The following is a 19,432-nucleotide window of genomic DNA, read 5'->3' on the forward strand; positions in this document are numbered from 1 at the left end:
TGGTTTAATGATCAGATAAAGAGGTGAGCTGTTTTTTAAAATAGGGTCACGCTGAGTATTTAGTATCGTAATACGAATTGCTTGTGGAGCGAGAGTGGATAGTTTGGCTAGATTTGTTCCACCGAGCCTCAATATGAGTAGCTCGATGGAGCAACAAAACTGAATACAGCTACAACTGCCGATATTTCAAATGTAGTTGTGCTGCAATACTTATTTAGCAGTCAAAGCAACGCCATCAAAGCGAATACCAGCCCAGCCGTGTTTGATAAAGTTACGGATGTTTGCGTGGTCGTTGCCATTAGGGTTTTTAAGTACATCATCACGGTAGTACTGACCAAAACACGCTAGCGTTGATTGCTCATCCAGTTCCTTAATTTTCGCAAAAGCAAAAATCTTACAAGAGCCATTGTTTTGGCCTGCTTGGTTCTGGGTCTCACCGTTAGTAAAGCTAACTGGGCTGAACTCGAAATGCTCGTCAATAACCTGCATCGTCTGTTCAAACATGACGTCATTCGGTTGTGCTGCCAGCAACTCTAGAAACTTTTCCATTTTTCCTTTCCTTCGATATTGTTCCGAGTCGGTACTATATCATCAGACAATTGAAAATTGGGCAGGAAGTGAGAAAAACTGAAAGGGAAGGGGTAAGGCTGGTTTTAGCTTTGATTAAAGAGGGGCTCGCGCTAATCTCGAACCCCTGTTAATTGTTCAGTTGGCGACTTAGATAACCTTACCGCTGGTTATCTAAAAAGTCGTATACCGCGCTAATTACGCCAAACTCAGTGTTACTTGGTGCTGAAAAGCGCGCAATTTCTTTGACACCAGGGTGTGCGTTTTCCATTGCATACGAGTAATAGCTCTCTTTAAGCATTTCTGCGTCATTAAAGTAATCACCAAAACTCATGGTTTGTTGATACGTGAACCCCATCGTCTGCTGCAGGTGACGAATTGCGGCACCCTTTGAGGCGACCTTGTTCATAACATCAAGCCAAATTTTTGCACTCACCACAACCTGGAAGTCATCACCGAATGCAGGTCGAATTATTGGCTCAATCTGTTCCGCTGAGCCATTGAAATTAAGTACTGCGATCTTGATGAACTCGTCTTCAACAGTAAGCAGATCTTCAACGTACTCGCAGCGGTGGTAGTACTTGCTAATTTCTTCGAGTGCGGTTGGATCTTGAGTCTCGATATAAGCTCCTCTCTTGCCGCATAAAACGATGAATGCATCATTAATGCTGCGAGCTTTGGTGATGATCGATGGAACTGAATCACTATCGAGTGTGCAGCTATAAAGTTCTTTGCCTTGATGCATCACTAGCGTGCCGTTTTCCGCGATGAACAACATCTCGTCTTGATAGCCTTCAAAGGTATCGTACAGACTGTAGTACTGACGACCAGAGGCAGCAGCGAATAGAATGTTTTCATTCTTGAGTCGTTGGAAAAACTCTGGGAATGCTGGTGGCAAATTGCTGTTTTCGTCAAGCAATGTGCCATCCATGTCGGTGGCGATGAACTTAATAATGTCGGTCATAGGTCGCTGTGTATGGTGTTTGAATGAACAAGGACAGGAGTATACTCAAATTCAAAGTTGCAGGCAGTAAATTACGGTGTCTTAATCATTGTTCTTACATTTTGACCGTGTGTATTTGAAGTTTCGAAAGTGCGCGGAATGCTCGAGCCCGGTGGTTTCATCGTAGGTGCCTGCCCAGTTGGAAATCTGTGGATTAGTAGCCCACACATTCATCATAATTCTAAGCCTGCTATCCGATTTCATCGGGATGGGTTGGTCGTCGGTATTCCTAACGCGATAGACAAGCTCACCATCAATAAACCACTTGATGGTGTTTTTATTCCATTCGATAGCGTAAGTGTGAAAGTCTTCTGAGGCGTCAAAGTCCAGATAATGGATATACTCGTTGTGCTGTTCGTAGTTGTCATCGTTGGTCCAAAAGTTCAGTTGAACCAAATTGGTGTTCATACCTAAAAACTCGATATCTATCTCATTGTGAATTCCGTTTCCACCTTCAGGCTGGTCATAGGGGCCTGCAAACAGAAAGAAAGCGCTCACGACACCATCAGCTTTAACCGGTTTCATTTCGACTTCGAAACAGCCGTTACCATAATAGCCATAGCTTCTTATTTCCCCTGAAACGACATCCTTGTAGCCATGATCATCGATGGTGTTTTTCAGCGTTAGGGTCAAGCCTTCGTTGGTGAATAGCGCTTGCTCTTTAGTCCAGCGGTTCAAAAACGGAAAGCCATTCTCCCAGCCGTCGGCGAGAAACCAAGTTTGATTGTCGAGTTCGGTGAGAGGGTCACTAAAACTGGCTCCCATTGCAATGGCTGGCGTCATCAAACCAGCTGCCAAATAAGTAAATGGCTTAACCATGTCTCAATTCCTTTTGACGAGTAACCTAGACAGTTTAGGTGTGTAAATAGAAAGCTCAATGTAACGGGTGTCTAGTATGTGAGAATTTGCACAATGGCATGCACCACTTTGGTGCTTTAGAAAGCGCGATAACAGTGAGGTAGAGAATGCGTTTCTCATTAAGCTATTGAAAAATATAGTTTCTATTTGTTGGACTCAAATTTGCATTGACTTGTTTAACAAAAGCTCAGCGGATAACTCGATGGTTATCACCGTACTGAAGTGAACAAAAATCTAACTCGTCAATGGCAAAGGCGCCTCTTCTTGTAACAAGGAGAGGCGCCTTTTTGTTGATATAGCCTGGCTAAAGGAGACGTTATGAAGCCGAGAAGTGTCAATACAACATGTCCATATTGTGGTGTCGGTTGCGGCCTCGTCGCAAAATGTGTCAGTAATCCAAAAGATGCTTCGACCAAAGGGGATCTTAACCATCCAGCGAATATGGGAGCCTTATGTGTAAAAGGCTCATCGCTCGATGATAGCCACACCGGACCCGCTAGGCTTCTTTATCCAAAGATCAATGGCAAACAAGCATCGTGGCAAGAAGCAATCGACACAATCGCGACACGATTTCACGATATTAAGCAGCAGCATGGTGCCGACGCCTTGTCTATGTACGTCTCAGGTCAGCTGTTGACGGAGGATTACTATGTCGCGAACAAACTCATGAAGGGCTATGTTGGTACGGCGAACATTGATACCAATTCCAGGTTATGTATGTCTTCTGCCGTTGCTTCCCATGTGCGTGCCTTTGGTGAGGATGTCGTTCCCGTCAACTATGCCGATCTTGAACTTGCTGAGATGATTGTTTTGGTGGGTTCAAATGCGGCGTGGACACACCCGATTGTATTTCGTCGTATCCAGCAGGCGCGTGAGTCGAATCCAAACCTTAAGCTAGTGGTGATCGATCCGCGAAAAACCATGAGTGCTGAGCAGGCAGACCTTCATCTTCCTTTGGAGTCTGACAGTGATGTTGACCTATTTATGGGGCTGGCAAGGTATTGTTTGGATACTGGCACTTTGGATAACGACTATATCGCTGAACATACCCAAGGTAGTGAAGCCCTGCTTGAAGCTGTGAAGCAAGCGACATGCTCGTTGGAGTCGATCGCGGAAAAAACTCAAGTAGATAGAACACGCCTCAAGCAGTTTTATCATTGGTTCGCCACTAAAAAGAGAGTTATCACCCTCTATTGTCAGGGCGTTAACCAAGCCGAGAACGGGACAGACAAGGGAAACGTTATCATTAACGCCCATCTGCTGACTGGAAAAATTGGCAGAGAAGGTTGTGGCCCGTTTTCCATTACCGGGCAGCCGAACGCCATGGGAGGGCGTGAAGTTGGTGGCTTAGCGAACCAACTCGCCGTTCACCGAGGGTTTGACCCAGCATCTATCGACGAAGTAAAAACCATTTGGCGTGCGCCTAATATGGCGACAAAACCTGGCCTAAAGGCGGTCGACTTGTTTGACGCCATTGAAAAAGGCGGGGTGAAAGCGGTTTGGATCATGGCAACCAATCCTGTGGTTTCACTCCCACAAAGTCACAAAATTAAGCGCGCCCTGAAGAAATGTGAGCTGGTGATTGTCTCCGATATCTGTGTGGATTCCGATATTGCTCAGTACGCAGATATCATCCTGCCCGCAGCAGGCTGGGGTGAGAAACAAGGCATGGTTACCAACTCTGAACGCATGATGTCGAGACAGCGAGCCTTCTTGCCACTGCGTGGTGAAAGCAAGCCCGATTGGTGGGCGGTGTCTAAAGTCGGTCAAGCGCTGTGTGAGCTAATGAAGGTAGAAGATGGATTTGACTACGAGAGTGAGTATGACATTTTCAAAGAGCATGTTGAGCTCTCCTCTATCAATAGTGACAGTCCACAGCTGTTTGATCTAAGCGAACTGAGTGAACTGTCGGCGGCCGACTACGCCCACTGGCAGCCTAAACAATGGCCGCTCGATGGTAAGCGTCCGTTCTCAGATGGGCAATTCGCAACGCCAAATGGCCGCGCAAATCTTATTGTTCCAGCAGACTCATTGAGCCAAGCCTCTCGGGGTCAGCATCAGTTTGTACTCAACACAGGCCGCGACAGGGATCAGTGGCACACCATGACACGAACCGGTTTCGTACCTGCTCTGACGCAAAAAGAAACAGAGCCAACGGTATATCTAAATCCGCTTTCGATAGAACGCGCAGCGCTTAAAACGGGGCAATTGGCTCGACTTGTCACTCCAGAAAGCCGTGCTGAGATTGTGGCTCGTGTCAAAGAAGACGACGGCTTAGGATTGCATAGTGTTTACCTCTCTATGCACTGGGCGGGTGAGTTTGGTGCAGGCAGCGGCGTTAACCATGTTACTGAGTCTGTAGTCGACCCATTCTCAGGCCAACCAGCGTTCAAATCCTCGTTCGTTGAGATCGAACCCTTTGCCATTGGTAGTTACTTCGTCGCCATTGGCGAGAACGCTGACAAGCTGGGTGATATCGCGGACTTTTCTTCGATGCAGATTACTGAAGGCGAGGGTCAAAGCCGTAATCTTTGGCGTTACGCTTCTAAATCGGTGTTGAGCAAACAAACATGGACTCAGGCGACGGACGCTGCGTTAAATGGCAAGCTGCTTGTGATGGATACGGAGCATGGCTGGGTAACGCTAAGCTGTGCCAATGACGCCGCTCTCACGGTAAAAAGCTTTGTTCAAGTAGAGGATAAGGCGTTTGACGCTGATGTAGCGCAAATTACTCAACTTATTGGTCAGCCGTTTTCGCTTTCTAAAACCCTGAAAGCGATTCAGAACGAAGCACCGAGTAAGCTCGTTTGCAGCTGTTTTAGAGTCACAGAAAAGCAGATTGTCGATGCGATGCAAACGCAAAACCACACCACTGTAGCCCAGTTGCAAGGGCAGCTTAAATGCGGAAGTAACTGTGGTTCGTGCCTACCAGAAGTAGAGAAGTTGGTGAATCAGCATCACCAACAGTCAGAACAAATTGATGTCGTTGTGAAGTAAGGAGACGTAGGATGAACACTCAAAGGAATGAGCAAGCATACCTTCCTCATCAACAGCAAGATGTAGGGTTTATTGATGAACTGCCACGCAAGGGTGGCAAAGGGTTTGTATCGATTGTTGGTGCAGGGCCGGGTGACCCTGACTTATTGACCATGGCCGCGCATAAGCGAATTCAAAGCGCTGATATCGTGGTTTATGACCGCTTAGTCAGTCAGTCGATATTGGATCTTATTCCAGCATCGACACTGCGTTTCTATGTGGGTAAACGCTGTGGGATGCCGAGCCTTAATCAAGAGTCAATCAATGAGATCCTCAAAGACTGCGGTCAAAAAGGCTATCGTGCCGTGAGACTGAAAGGGGGCGACCCGTTTGTGTTCGGTCGTGGTGGCGAAGAAGCACTAGCGCTGAAGTCGGCCAACATCGCGTTTGAAGTCATTCCTGGCATTACTGCAGCGCTTGGCTGCTCTTCGAGTGCCTTGATACCGCTCACCCACCGTAAGGTGGCACGAAGCGTCACCTTAGTCACGGGGAATGTCGTCTCTGGTGCGCTCCCCGCTTGGTCGTCGTTAATTGCTCAAGGCCAGACCTTAGTGTGCTATATGGGGCTTGAGAAAAGCCTTGAGATACAAACAGGACTGCTAGACTCAGGGTTAAGCCCAACTACGCCGGTAGCGATTATTGGTAAAGGTTGTAGCCCAGAGCAGGAAGTATATACTTTCGAATTATCACAGTTAAATCAGATAGCTGACCAGCTTCGCGGCTTGAGCCCTGCTTTGATGATCATCGGTGAAGTCGTATCGATTCGCCAGGAGCTTCTCGACGTGGCGCAGGAGTATGCCGTTGCTTAGCTTTTTCATTATAAGTAGAACATAGTCTTTACAAGCAGCGCGCAGTAGCGGTCAGACACAAGAAGTAGGAGAGGATGTGTCGTTAATTCAAGAATGTATACGTACCGTGGGTCGCGGTTCTCGAGGACGAGGTCCACTCACACAAACTCAAGCTAGAGAGGTGATGCAAGCCTATCTGGCTGGTGAGGTTGGCGATGATCAAATGGCCATGTTGATGATGCTCATCCGCGTTCGCGATGAGACGCCAGAAGAGATCGCGGGTTTCGTGCAAGCTCTTAAGAGTACCCAAGATCAGTTTGCCGACCTTGATTGGCCGCTTTATGCAGGCAAACGCACAGGACAAACCTCAGGCTTACCGTGGCACCTAGTCGCAGCCAAAATTCTGGCAGACAGTGGAGTGAAGATATTACTGCACGGTGACTTAGACAAGATGCACAATCGTCTGCATGCCCGTGATTTTCTTGGTCACCTCAACATCAATACCGCAGTGAGCTTAGATGAGGCGAAAACCCTGCTTGAGCAGTTTAACATCGCGTATCTACCCTTAGATAACTTCCTGCCTCAGGTAAAAGTGGTGCTCGATTGGAAGCATCGCTACGGCCTAAGAACGCCGATCAATACTGTCGCAAGGGCTCTCAACCCAGCAAATGCACCGTTTGCACTGCGAGGTAGCTTCCACCCAGGGTTTCAAGAGCTGCATGCCAAGGTTGAATCGTTAGTTCACTTACAGTCGGAGCAGACTCAGCGAACAGTATCGTTTAAAGGTCAATCTGGTGAGACGGAGTACAACCCTAAGGTTAGCCAAACCATCTGGTGGGCGGAAGACGGCAAGGTGAACTCTCACTACGTAGAAGAGACGATGACCACTCAGCCCGTGATTCCTTGTCCACTGGGAACCGGTGAAGATGAGCAAGACATGATGGCGAACACCATCATCAGTACGCTGACGATAGCGCTATTTACACTTTCTGGTGACTGGGACAGCGCGGAATCAAAAGCAAAAACACTTTGGCACACATATTGCGATGGTCTAACGAGTGAAGGAACACTATGTTAGGAAAATCGTATGCCAAAAACACCCGTCTTAGTTTGCTGCGACTCTATCGCAGAACAGGCGCATATTAGCGCAAGGCTTGCCAAAGACTTCGACAAAATCATGGGCTGTCAGCTATCTCAGCTGGAGTCTATGCTTGAAAAAGAACCCACTGCCACGCTGGTTATCTCGTGGCAGCAACCTTGTGCTGAACTCTCGCTTATCATGGATGCCGCAAAGCAGAGACAGCGCCCCCTTCTTGTTATTCTAAAACAACTAAATGAGAATGATATCAATCGCTTACCTGTTGGAAATGATTACGTATTGCTGCCTCATGATTCGCAGTTTGAGCTCAGCGCGTGGGTGGTTCATGCCAGACAAGTGCGTGAGAAGTCGATTCAAGACGACCAGAAACTTGAAGCGCTAAACTTAAAGCTGGAAGAGCGTAAGCTTATTGAAAAAGCCAAAGGTTTGCTGATGAAGCATCATCATCTCGATGAGCAGACCGCCTTCGCGGCACTTCGAAAATCGTCGATGCAGTCTAGCTTATCGCTTGCTCAAGTCTCGAAGAACCTCATCCACACCCTAGAGTCCATCAGCCTTTAGCTACTACTTTGGGGTTAGTGGCAATTCATTCAATTGGTGCACGGTGCACACTGGCGAAGCAAAATTTAACCAATAAAGTAACCAAATTTAACTAAAGTGCTGATAAATATAAATAAATACATTTTGGCACGCATATTGAAAGACTAATATCAAACACAATACCCCCGCCCCTTAGTGGGCAGCTCCTGAAATCATCAACGGCGGTGAAGTGAAGGTTGGCGACGGCGTTACTGCTTATACATAGGCTCTATTGCTTATTGATAGCAGTAGCGCCTTTTTTTTGGAAAAAATTTTTAAGCATCACACGGAGAGAGTGTTATGAAGAAATGGACTCAACTAGGAACTCAGATCGGTAAGACGTTTCATCGCGTCAGCACCGCAACAATCGCGACAGCAACGCTACTTGTTGGCACATCAGCATGGGCTGAATTGGGCGAGCCAGAAATCGAAGAGCTGAAGTTTGGCTTCATCAAGCTGACCGATATGGCGCCGCTTGCCGTCGCATACGAGAAAGGCTTCTTTGAGGACGAAGGTCTTTACGTGACGCTAGAAGCGCAAGCGAACTGGAAGGTACTGCTAGACCGTGTGATTGACGGTGAACTTGATGGCGCACACATGCTGGCTGGTCAGCCGTTAGGTGCAACCATAGGTATTGGTACCAAAGCAGAAGTCATCACGGCATTTAGCATGGACTTAAACGGTAATGCGATTACGGTTTCTAACAAAACTTGGTCGGCGATGAAGCCACACCTTGAGATGCAAGCGGATGGCAAACCGGTTCACCCAATCAAAGCCGATGCGCTAAAGCCTGTGGTTGAGGGTTACCTAGATGAAGGTAAACCGTTCAATATGGGTATGGTGTTCCCAGTATCCACACATAACTATGAACTGCGCTACTGGCTCGCAGCTGGTGGTATTCACCCTGGTTACTATGCACCAAAATCCGGTGATAACAGCGGTCAAGTGAATGCCGATGTTCTGCTTAGCGTGACGCCGCCACCGCAAATGCCAGCGACCATGGAAGCGGGCACGATTGAAGGCTATTGCGTAGGCGAACCGTGGAACCAACAAGCGGTATTTAAGGGTATTGGTGTACCAGTCGTGACCGACTACGAGATCTGGAAAAACAACCCAGAGAAGGTATTTGGTGTATCGAAGTCTTGGGCTGAAGAAAACCCAAATACTCATATCCGTGTTGTAAAAGCGCTTATCCGTGCTGCGCATTGGTTGGATGAGAATAACAACGCAAACCGTGAAGAGGCCGTGAAGATCCTTGCCAAGAGTGCTTATGTAGGTGCGGACGCCGAAGTTATCGCTAACAGCATGACAGGTACGTTCGAATACGAGAAAGGCGATAAGCGTGATGTACCTGACTTTAACGTGTTCTTCCGCCACAACGCGACATACCCATACTACAGTGACGCGATTTGGTACCTAACACAGATGCGTCGTTGGGGTCAGATTGCTGATTCACAGGATGATGAGTGGTACATGAACATCGCGAAGGAAGTATACCGTCCTGACATCTATCAACAAGCGGCTGAAGCCTTGGTAGAAGATGGCGTACTAACGTCGAAAGACTTCCCTGATTTTAAATCTGAAGATGGCTTCCGTGCCCCTCAGAAACACTTTATCGACAACATCGTCTACGACGGCACTAAACCTAACGCTTACCTTGAGAAATTCTCAATCGGTCTGAAAGGCAAAGACAAGGTTTAAGCATTAGGTCAACGGAATGATTGCAGTAATAGCTAAGGAGTAAAGGCGATGGCAACGAACGTAATATCACTGAAGCCAAGCCGTGAAATGGTGGTGAACCGCAGCCGAGTGCTGCTGTTCCCCCTCATCGGGATTCTTTGTTTCCTAATGATGTGGCATTTGGCAGCGAGACAGGTTGAAACGTCACTGGGTACCCTTCCAGGTCCCGTTCAAACGTTTGAACAATTTAAAAACCTAGCTGCGGAGCATGTAGAGGAGCGTGAGAAAGCGGAAGCTTTCGTTGAGCGTCAGGAAAAACGCAACGCAGCAAAACTGGCGAAAAACCCAGACGCGGAAGTGAAGATCCGCCCATACACGGGTAAACCGACTTTCTTTGACCAGATTGGAACGTCATTGATTACGGTGGCAGGTGGTTTCATCCTCGCTTCTGTCATCGCGATTCCACTCGGTATCGTCCTAGGCTTAAATCAAGGGGTTTATCAGGCATTTAACCCAATCATTCAACTACTTAAGCCAGTTTCACCGTTGGCATGGCTACCGATTGTGACCATGGTAGTGAGTGCGACTTATGTCAGTGACGATCCACTGTTTGCTAAGTCATTCGTCAACTCACTGATTACCGTTGCGCTATGTAGCTTGTGGCCAACTTTGATTAATACCGCTGTGGGTGTAACGAGCGTAGACAAGGATCTTCTTAACGTAAGCAAGGTGCTTAAGCTCTCGTGGTGGCAACACATTCGCACTATCGTTCTACCGTCTGCGATTCCAATGATCTTTACCGGTCTTCGCTTGTCACTCGGTATCGCATGGATGGTACTGATTGCGGCAGAAATGCTGGCGCAGAACCCAGGTCTTGGCAAGTTTGTTTGGGATGAATTCCAGAACGGCAGCTCAGCATCACTAGGCCGAATCATGGTCGCGGTATTTGCTATCGGCTTTATCGGACTGTTACTAGACCGTGGCATGTTGCTACTACAAAAACACTTTTCTTGGAATAAACAACAATCGCTCCGCTAACTAGGTAGCCACCACACTAACGAGTGATACCTAGACGAATGGAATAAGGAAGTTACTGATGTCGAAACCTTTACTTGACCTGACCCAGCTTGGAATGCGGTTCCCTACGCCACAAGGGGAGTTTGTGGCACTGAAAAACGTTAATTTACAGATACAAAAAGGCGAGTTTATCTCTCTGATTGGTCACTCTGGCTGTGGTAAGTCTACCGTGCTTAACTTGGTCGCTGGGCTTCACTTCCCAACCGATGGTGGTGTTATCGTTGATGGACGAGAAGTGGATGGCCCTGGGCCTGAGCGTGCTGTGGTGTTCCAAAACCACTCGCTTCTGCCATGGCTAACAGTATACGAGAACATTGAGCTTGCCGTTAAGCAGGTAGCGAAGGGCAAAGACAAAGCTTGGGTAAAAGAGCAGGTACACCATTATCTCGATCTCGTGGAAATGGATCATGCAGCAGATAAGAAGCCGGATGAAATCTCTGGTGGTATGAAGCAGCGCGTAGGCATTGCTCGCGCCCTAGCACTTAAGCCAAAAGTACTGTTAATGGACGAACCATTTGGTGCTTTGGATGCATTGACGCGTGCCAAGCTTCAAGATGCCCTAATGGCGATTCAAGCTGAGCTCAACAACACCGTGATTATGATTACCCACGACGTGGATGAGGCCGTACTGCTATCCGACAAGATTGTCATGATGACCAATGGACCAGCGGCGACCATCGGCGAGGTGTTGGATATTAATCTAGAACGCCCACGTAACCGCGTGGCAATGGCGGACAACCCACAATACCAAAAATACCGTCAAGCCGTATTGACCTTCCTATATGAGAAACAGGCGAAAAACGAGCTGTCAGGATCGGTCGAAATCAGCAAACAGAAAGACGCGAAGAAAAGCGCATAGGGAGCAGCAGATATGGAGCATCTAGTCGTAGTTGGAAACGGCATGGTTGGGCATCACTTTATTGCTCATCTTATTAGCCAACAAGGACATTTAAATTATCGAATCACGGTGATTGGTGAAGAGCGCTACGCTGCCTATGACCGTGTACAACTATCATCACTGTTCTCTGGCAATTCACATGATTCACTGATGTTAGGCGATGAAGAGTGGTACAAGAAATATGGCGTTGAGCTTGTACTTGGCAGTCGAGTGACAGACATCGACAAGCAAGCGAAACGCATCACACTCGACGGTGAAGACATTCTCGGTTATGACCATTTGGTATTAGCCACGGGCTCGTATCCATTTGTGCCACCCATTGAGGGTAAAGACCGAGACAATGTATTCGTTTATCGCACATTGGACGACCTCTCCGCGATTCGCAAAGCGTGTGAAGGTGCGAAAACAGGGGCGGTCATTGGTGGTGGTCTATTAGGTCTTGAGGCGGCCAACGCACTTAAACTTCTAGGTCTCGAAACCCATGTTATCGAGTTTGCACCCCGCCTTATGCCGGTGCAGCTTGATGATGGCGCTGGTGGTCTTTTGAAAGATAAGATCGAAGATCTCGGACTTACGGTTCACACCTCTACGGGTACCGATAAAATCTGCGACGGCGAAACAGCCTATCACCGCATGGTGTTCAAAGATGCTGAGCCGTTAGATGTTGATGTGGTCGTGTTCTCTGCAGGCATTCGTCCACAGGATGCGCTAGCAAGAGCCGCTGGCCTAGAGATCGGCGAGCGCGGTGGCATCGTGATTAACGATAACTGTCAAACCAGCGACGATGCTATCTATGCCATTGGTGAGTGTGCGCTTTGGCAAAATCGAATATTTGGACTGGTTGCTCCCGGTTACGCAATGGCGAGAGCCGTTGCAGACCAGCTTATGGGTAAGGTGGCGACGTTTGAAGGCGCAGACATGAGTACCAAGCTTAAGCTGCTTGGTGTTGATGTGGCTTCTATCGGTGATGCGCAGATGCAGACTCCGGGTGCGAAAGAGATGGTGTTGCAAGATACGGCTCAAGGTACCTATAAAAAACTGATTGTAGATGAAACCAGCAGCAAACTTATCGGTGCAATCCTTGTTGGCGATACCTCTGACTACGATTTGTTGTTGCAAGCCTATCTAAATGAAAAAGCCTTGCCAGAACATCCGGCTGAACTGCTGTTTGACACTAGCTCACTCTCTGGTGGTGCGAGCGCATCGACCATGATCTGTTCTTGTCACAACGTGACACGTGGTGATCTGGTTGAAGCGATTCATGCGGGGGCGCACGATCTTGCGACTTTGAAAGATGAAACCAAGGCCGGAACCGGTTGTGGTGGCTGTGCCAATATGGTCAAGAGCGTCCTAGATGAAGAGCTCGTCGCCATGGGGCAAGAGGTCAACAACCACCTTTGTGAGCACTTTGAGTTTTCACGACAAGAGCTGTTCCATATCTGCCAAGTAGAGTCGATAAAAAGCTTTGACGAGCTCATTGAGAAGCATGGTAAAGGCAAGGGCTGTGACATCTGTAAGCCTACTGCCGCATCGGTGTTTGCTTCACTTTGGAATGAGCACGTACTAGAGGGTTCGCATCGTGGTCTGCAAGACTCCAATGACCTTTTCCTTGCTAACCTTCAAAAAGATGGCTCTTATTCTGTTGTACCTCGCGTACCAGGCGGTGAAATTACGCCAGAGAAGTTGATTGTACTCGGTGAAGTCGCGAAGAAATTCGATCTCTACACCAAGATCACCGGTGGTCAGCGTGTCGACTTATTCGGTGCTCAAGTGGAGCAGCTTCCAGAGATCTGGGATACCTTAATTTCAGCGGGTTTTGAGACCGGACACGCTTACGGTAAGTCACTGCGCACCGTGAAATCGTGTGTCGGTTCGACTTGGTGTCGCTATGGTGTCGATGATTCTGTTGGTCTCGCCATCGATCTAGAGAACCGCTACAAAGGGTTGCGCGCTCCGCACAAAATTAAGTTTGCGGTTTCTGGGTGTACACGAGAGTGTGCCGAGGCACAAAGTAAAGATATTGGTGTGATCGCCACCGAAAATGGCTGGAACTTGTACGTATGTGGTAATGGCGGTATGCGCCCACGCCACGCCGATCTATTAGCTTCTGACCTAACGACAGACGAGCTAGTGGCTTTGATTGACCGAGTGCTGATGTTCTATGTGAAAACCGGTGAGCGATTGCAGCGAACCTCGGTTTGGATGGAAAACCTAGAAGGCGGTTTAGAATACCTTAAGCAAGTGGTCATTGAAGACTCTCTCGGTATCAATGCGCAGCTTGAAAAACAGATGCAGCATATAGTCGACACCTACCAATGTGAATGGAAAACCGCGGTTGAATCGGAAGAGAAACGCGCCAAGTTTATGCCGTTTATTAACAGTGACCAAAAAAGTGCCGACCTAGGATATCAGCGCGTTCGAGGTCAGAGAATTCCGGTCACCATCGTTGACCCGCAGTTGGAGGATTAATCATGTGGAATAAGATTTGTGATGTTGCCGATTTGACGCCATATCAAGGACGCGGTGCATTGGTCGGAGAGGCTCAGCTTGCGTTGTTCTATCTACCAGAGACTGAGCAAGCGGTGTATGCCATTGATAACTGGGATCCAATTGGTGAGGCATTCGTGTTAAGTCGTGGAATCGTGGGCGACATTGGAGGACGCGATTGTGTCGCCTCTCCGCTGTACAAGCAACACTTCGACCTAACCTCAGGTGAGTGTATCGAAGACCCTGACGTCTCGGTGAAAACATGGCTTGTTGAAATACGCGGCGAAGAAGTTTGGGTGATGTCCGCCTAAAACCTTAATCCAATAGCGTCATCATTAGTGGCGCTATTTAACTCTCATGAGTTGGTGAGTCGCGCCACCTAGTTCCACTACTACTATTTGGGACGGCTTCATCAACTCAACTTTCTCCAACATACTCTCATCGTAACCCTTGCTTTTCATCCACGAAAGTGGGCTCGAAAACTGGTCCTCATTGACGACGAAAGACTGATCTTTCAAGAACGATTCAGACACATGCACAACCCAAATTCGCGAGCGAAATTCGATAGCGTCTGACAAGGTGTTGAGAAGTTTTTTAATCATGGTGAAGAAAGTACTGGTGACATTTTGTGACTGAGTGAAGACCTGATTGTTACAAAAATCTTATCCATAAGATAGGCAAAACAGAAAAAACCGTCTTACTCTTAGAAATATCAAGCAGTAAAACACTGCGATAGGAATTCACTATCGATAGTATCGGTAATTCCCACTTAGACCTTTTGGCAGTTTCGCCAACAATGGACGTAGAAGGTTATTAGCAAGGGACGAAAAGGAGAGTGCTATGGAGTCGCTAAAAGTAAAAGATTATATGACGCAAAGAACAGTCACGTTTACCGAAGACATGTCGCTCAGCGCTGCACTAGACAAAGTTATGCAGTCGACTCACTTAGGCGGACCTGTGATTGATGATAAAGAGCAGGTCATCGGCTTTATTTCGGAGCAGGATTTGCTTGAGAAGCTGGTAAAGGTGAGTTATCACTGTCAAGACACCCACACGGTCGGTGACTGTATGTACCGAGAAGTATTGTCCGTGTCGCCGCACACATCGATTATTGAGCTTGCCGATATGATGAAAGTGGGCAAACCTAAGATGTACCCAGTTATCGATAATGGACGTTTAGTCGGTATCATTACTCGACGCGATGTGCTTCGAGCGATTGGTAAAACGATTGAAGCGTGCTTCAAACATCCTGTATAACGGTTATGATGATCTAAATGGGCGCTGCGGCGCCCTTTGTTGTATGTAGAGATAAGTTGTTTGTAGAGAGAAAGGGAATTCGATGGCTGAACAATCTGCCAAGTTTGTTGAAGGCTCAACCATGCGCCACATTTTGGTGATGTCGGGTACGTCTACCGTGGGCATTATGGCGATCTTTATTGTCGATCTGCTCGATATGCTATTCATCAGTATGTTGGGACAAGCTGAGCTTGCTGCGGCGGTTGGCTTTGCCGGAACTTTGACGTTCTTTGCCACTTCAGTGAGTATCGGTACCTCTATTGCGATGGGGGCGCTGATGTCCAAAGCAATTGGTGCCAAGGATATTAGCTATGCCCGCGAAATTGGTAGCAGCGTTTTAGTTATTTCATTCCTTATCAGCGCCATCGTGACCGCTGTGATGTGCGCTTATATACCGGAACTTCTCACCGCGATTGGCGCAGAAGGTAAAGCGCATGAGCGTGCTGAAGCCTATCTGTGGATCTTATTACCAAGCACGCCACTTATTGCGCTTGGGATGGCGAGTGGTGCAGGCCTCAGAGCTGCGGGTGATGCCAAGCGCTCTATGTGGGCAACGTTAGCTGGTGGTATCGTTAACGCCATACTTGACCCTTTGTTTATTTTTGGCTTCAACTGGAACGTCGAAGGGGCGGCAGCGGCGTCTGTTGTGGCGAGATTTGCCGTGTTCTATTTCTCGTTCGTTCCTTTAGTCAAAGTACACCAACTGCTTTCAAGGCCCAGTTTTGATAGTGTTCGCCGCGATACTAAAGTCATGTTAGCCATTGCGCTCCCCGCCATTATTACCAATACCGCCACGCCGATTGGCAATGCCATTGTAACGACAGCAATAGCGCAATACGGCGAAGACTTTGTGGCTGGTTTTGCTGTTATAGGCCGAATTACCCCAGTTTGTTTTGCGTTTATTTTTGCGCTCTCTGGCGCGGTGGGACCAATAATTGGACAGAACTTTGGTGCGGCAAAAATAGATAGGGTGGAGGAGACACTCAAAAACTCGTTAATTGTAACGACGCTTTATACAGTGGTTGTGTGTCTTTTACTCTATTTGGTCCAAGACCAGCTTATTGCGGTATTTTCATTAACCGGTGATGCCTCGCTTATTGTCGCTGCGTTTGCAACCTATGTGGCAATCACCTTTGTCTTTAATGGCGTCTTGTTCGTTGCTAATACCTCGTTTAATAATCTCGGCAAGCCTTTGTACTCAACGGCCCTAAACCTTGGCAAGGCAACAGCAGGGACACTTCCTTTCGTTTATTTTGGGTCACTTTGGTTTGGTGCGTTAGGGGTGTTGTATGGTCAAGCGGTCGGGAACATCGTATTTGGCGTCTTAGGTTACATTGTGTTGCGTTTTCACATTGCTGATTTGCACAAAACTGGAGAATGTACGCAAGCAGAAGACCCAAGTATTGTTAGCGTCAACTCACAGCCGTTTTGTACCCATGACCCTGTAATGATTGAAGAGGTGTCGAAGATAGATAAACAGTTGGAGTCGCCGACACTTTCTGGCTAACTTTTTCTTGACCTTGGAGGTAACTCCAAGGTTTACACTTGGGGCGTAGGATATGAAAAGGAGAGTCCCATGTGTACTAAGCATACAGGTTGCAGCTCGCAAAAAATCAAAGTCATCCGCCCTGTGGGGGAAGCATGCGATGTACCGAAAATTGCACAAATTACAACGGTTTCGTCACAAGCAGCATCTGAGGGATGTTCTTCAGGCAGCGAATGCTGTAGTGCTGAACCTGAAGAACCCTCGGCTTCCAGTGGCCTAGAGCATGATGCTTCGACGGCAAGCTCTGATGGTTTATTGAAATCTTGGAAAGTCGTCGGTATGGATTGCCCATCCTGTGCACGTAAGGTGGAGACAGCGACCAATAGAATTAGCGGTGTGGTGAGCTCGAAAGTGATGTTCGCGACGGAGAAACTCGTCGTGCGAGTTGATGAGCCCGCGTTGTTTTCACAAGTCGAAGCGGCGGTTATCGATGCAGGCTTTACCGTCCATGCCCTCGATGGCAGCTCGAATAATACTAACGAACAAGCTCAGTCATCCGGCTGGCAAAAGACCTTTAAAGACAACTTTCATATCCTAGCGATATCCACTGGTATGGCTATCGCCGCTGCTTTTAAAGGCGCTTACCCTGCGATGAGTGAATGGCTATTCACCCTGACCTGTGTGCTCGGTCTTATACCTATTGGTACCAAAGCTATTAAGTTAGCCAAATCGGGTACTCCATTTGCGATTGAAACACTGATGAGTGTTGCCGCTATTGGTGCACTGTATCTAGGTGAAACCGTCGAAGCCGCAATGGTGTTGTTGCTGTTCTTGATTGGTGAGCGTTTAGAAGCCTTTGCTGCCTCTCGAGCAAGAAGTGGGGTACAGGCATTAATGTCTTTGGTACCTGAAGAAGCCACGGTGATTGTTAACAATGAACGCCAATCCAAAAGTGCATCGGCACTGGTACCAGGTGACATCATCGAAGTCGCACCAGGTGATCGAATGCCTGCAGATGGTGAGTTAGTCAGCTCGAATGCCAGTTTTGATGAAAGTGCTTTAACAGGTGAGTCCGTCCCAGTTGAACGTCTGGTAGGCGATACGGTTATGGCAGGTGCGGTATTGGCGGATAAAGTGGTGCGCTTAAAAGTCACGTCGAAGCAAGGTGAGAACGCGATTGATCGAATTTTGCATCTGATCGAAGAGGCCGAGTCTCGCAAAGCGCCAATTGAACGTTTTCTAGATAAGTTCAGCCGTTGGTACACACCACTAATGATGATGGTATCGCTGTTAGTGATTATCACACCACCACTTCTGTTTGCGCAGCCATGGGAAACCTGGGTCTATCGCGGACTTGCACTGTTGTTGATTGCCTGCCCTTGCGCCTTGGTGATTTCCACTCCTGCTGCGATTACATCGGGACTTGCGGCGGCAACCCGACGCGGTGCGCTGATTAAGGGAGGAGCTGCACTAGAGCAACTTGGCAATATAGAGTCAGTGGCCTTTGATAAAACAGGGACGCTCACATTAGGTAAGCCTCAGGTTACCGACGTGATTGTATCTGGTGTTTTAACGGAGCAAGAGCTGTTAGCTGCCACTGCCTCTATTGAACAAGGCTCTAATCATCCACTGGCGACCTCTCTAGTGCGTCATGTTGAACGTTTAGGACTAACTATCCCGAGTGCTGACGAACAAAGAGCACTAGTAGGCATTGGTGTTGAAGGGTTAATTGGTGGCGTAAAATGGGTACTGTCAGCACCGTCTAAGTTAGACATGCCAATCCCAGCTGAAGTAAATAAGCAGATTGAGTTACTCGAGAGTCAAGGCAAAACGGTCGTCGTTGCATTGCGCGCGTCGAATGATGGTCTAAAGCTGGAAGGCTTGATTGCATGGCAAGATGAAATGCGTCCCGACACTGCTGAAGCGGTTGCTAAGCTATCTAAACTCGGCGTTCGCACCATCATGCTAACGGGTGACAATGAGCGCAGTGCAGCTTCCATTGCAGCACCGTTGGGTATGGATTATAAAGCCCGCTTACTGCCAGCCGACAAAGTAACCTTTGTCAATGAATTGGCGAGACAGCACCGAGTGGCAATGGTTGGAGATGGCATTAATGACGCACCTGCTATGAAAGCGGCGAACATTGGTGTTGCGATGGGCGGAGGCACGGATGTGGCGTTGGAAACAGCGGATGCCGCGCTAACGCACAACCGCCTAACCGAGTTGCCTGCGATGATAGAGCTATCACGTGCGACGCTTAATAATATTAAGCAAAACGTCGCCCTTGCGCTTGGATTGAAAGGGGTATTCTTGGTGACAAGTTTACTGGGTATCACAGGGCTATGGGTTGCAGTGCTCGCTGACAGCGGCGCGACCGCGATCGTAACCTTGAATGCGCTTAGATTATTACGTCACAAATCTTCACTAGATTAAACAAGCATTGATATGAACAAAGCCGCTCTTGTGCAGAAACTGCGAAGGGCGGCTTTTTTGTGAGCGTAAAAACTAAATCTGTGCAAAAACACCGCTAATCCGACAGGAAAGTGTGATGCAAACCGTTTTTATTTGAAAATTAGAT

At 47.9% G+C, this 19,432-nt stretch carries 16 protein-coding genes; 12 read left to right on the forward strand and 4 right to left on the reverse strand.

Annotation, left to right across the window (positions count from 1 at the left end; translation table 11 throughout):
* Positions 1–210: 210 nt before the first annotated feature.
* The 3 genes from LY387_RS04785 to LY387_RS04795 all read right to left on the reverse strand — a co-directional run bounded on the left by LY387_RS04785 (position 211) and on the right by LY387_RS04795 (position 2,389).
* Positions 211–549 (reverse strand): HopJ type III effector protein, encoded by a 339-nt coding sequence (locus LY387_RS04785; RefSeq protein WP_234495492.1) that lies wholly within the window; start codon positions 547–549, stop codon positions 211–213.
* A 178-nt stretch (positions 550–727) separates the two neighbouring features.
* On the reverse strand, positions 728–1,531 hold the full coding sequence (locus LY387_RS04790) for a Cof-type HAD-IIB family hydrolase (RefSeq protein WP_234495493.1): 804 nt from the start codon (positions 1,529–1,531) through the stop codon (positions 728–730).
* Between the two features lie 81 nt (positions 1,532–1,612).
* Entirely contained in the window at positions 1,613–2,389 is a 777-nt protein-coding gene (locus LY387_RS04795; protein ID WP_234495494.1) for a family 16 glycosylhydrolase, read from the reverse strand.
* A 357-nt stretch (positions 2,390–2,746) separates the two neighbouring features.
* Here LY387_RS04795 and LY387_RS04800 point away from each other — a divergent pair, with 357 nt between their 5' ends.
* From LY387_RS04800 to nirD, 9 genes are all read left to right on the forward strand, one after another.
* Entirely contained in the window at positions 2,747–5,425 is a 2,679-nt protein-coding gene (locus LY387_RS04800) for a nitrate reductase (protein ID WP_234495495.1), read from the forward strand.
* 11 nt (positions 5,426–5,436) lie between these two features.
* The gene (gene cobA, locus LY387_RS04805) at positions 5,437–6,273 is read left to right on the forward strand and encodes a uroporphyrinogen-III C-methyltransferase (RefSeq protein WP_234495496.1); all 837 of its coding nucleotides are present in this window, start codon (positions 5,437–5,439) and stop codon (positions 6,271–6,273) included.
* Positions 6,274–6,349: 76 nt separating this feature from the next.
* Positions 6,350–7,330 (forward strand): glycosyl transferase family protein, encoded by a 981-nt coding sequence (locus LY387_RS04810; RefSeq protein ID WP_234495497.1) that lies wholly within the window; start codon positions 6,350–6,352, stop codon positions 7,328–7,330.
* A 9-nt stretch (positions 7,331–7,339) separates the two neighbouring features.
* Entirely contained in the window at positions 7,340–7,912 is a 573-nt protein-coding gene (locus LY387_RS04815) for an ANTAR domain-containing response regulator (RefSeq protein WP_128648615.1), read from the forward strand.
* 318 nt (positions 7,913–8,230) lie between these two features.
* The gene (locus LY387_RS04820) at positions 8,231–9,631 is read left to right on the forward strand and encodes a CmpA/NrtA family ABC transporter substrate-binding protein (protein WP_234495498.1); all 1,401 of its coding nucleotides are present in this window, start codon (positions 8,231–8,233) and stop codon (positions 9,629–9,631) included.
* 48 nt (positions 9,632–9,679) lie between these two features.
* Positions 9,680–10,648 carry an ABC transporter permease gene (locus tag LY387_RS04825; protein ID WP_234495499.1) on the forward strand — a complete coding sequence of 323 codons (969 nt, stop codon included), beginning with the start codon at positions 9,680–9,682 and terminating at the stop codon, positions 10,646–10,648.
* 58 nt (positions 10,649–10,706) lie between these two features.
* Entirely contained in the window at positions 10,707–11,546 is an 840-nt protein-coding gene (locus tag LY387_RS04830) for an ABC transporter ATP-binding protein (RefSeq protein WP_042476675.1), read from the forward strand.
* A gap of 12 nt (positions 11,547–11,558) precedes the next feature.
* Complete coding sequence (gene nirB / locus LY387_RS04835; protein WP_234495500.1) at positions 11,559–14,054, forward strand: nitrite reductase large subunit NirB; 2,496 nt, start codon at positions 11,559–11,561, stop codon at positions 14,052–14,054.
* Between the two features lie 2 nt (positions 14,055–14,056).
* The gene (gene nirD / locus LY387_RS04840; RefSeq protein ID WP_042476678.1) at positions 14,057–14,383 is read left to right on the forward strand and encodes a nitrite reductase small subunit NirD; all 327 of its coding nucleotides are present in this window, start codon (positions 14,057–14,059) and stop codon (positions 14,381–14,383) included.
* Between the two features lie 33 nt (positions 14,384–14,416).
* Here nirD and LY387_RS04845 read toward each other — a convergent pair whose 3' ends face one another.
* Positions 14,417–14,674, reverse strand: coding sequence for a hypothetical protein (locus tag LY387_RS04845; protein ID WP_234495501.1), 258 nt, complete (start codon positions 14,672–14,674; stop codon positions 14,417–14,419).
* 238 nt (positions 14,675–14,912) lie between these two features.
* On the opposite strand from LY387_RS04845, the gene LY387_RS04850 reads away from it, so the two are divergent.
* The 3 genes from LY387_RS04850 to LY387_RS04860 all read left to right on the forward strand — a co-directional run bounded on the left by LY387_RS04850 (position 14,913) and on the right by LY387_RS04860 (position 19,287).
* Positions 14,913–15,329 carry a CBS domain-containing protein gene (locus tag LY387_RS04850; protein WP_234495502.1) on the forward strand — a complete coding sequence of 139 codons (417 nt, stop codon included), beginning with the start codon at positions 14,913–14,915 and terminating at the stop codon, positions 15,327–15,329.
* An 82-nt stretch (positions 15,330–15,411) separates the two neighbouring features.
* Positions 15,412–16,875, forward strand: a complete 1,464-nt coding sequence (locus LY387_RS04855; protein WP_234495503.1) for an MATE family efflux transporter — start codon at positions 15,412–15,414, stop codon at positions 16,873–16,875.
* A 69-nt stretch (positions 16,876–16,944) separates the two neighbouring features.
* Positions 16,945–19,287: a zinc/cadmium/mercury/lead-transporting ATPase gene (locus LY387_RS04860; protein WP_234495504.1), complete on the forward strand. Its 2,343-nt coding sequence runs from the start codon at positions 16,945–16,947 to the stop codon at positions 19,285–19,287.
* The last annotated feature ends 145 nt before the right edge of the window (positions 19,288–19,432 follow it).

It is taken from the genome of Vibrio maritimus, assembly GCF_021441885.1.
Lineage (GTDB): Bacteria > Pseudomonadota > Gammaproteobacteria > Enterobacterales > Vibrionaceae > Vibrio > Vibrio maritimus_B.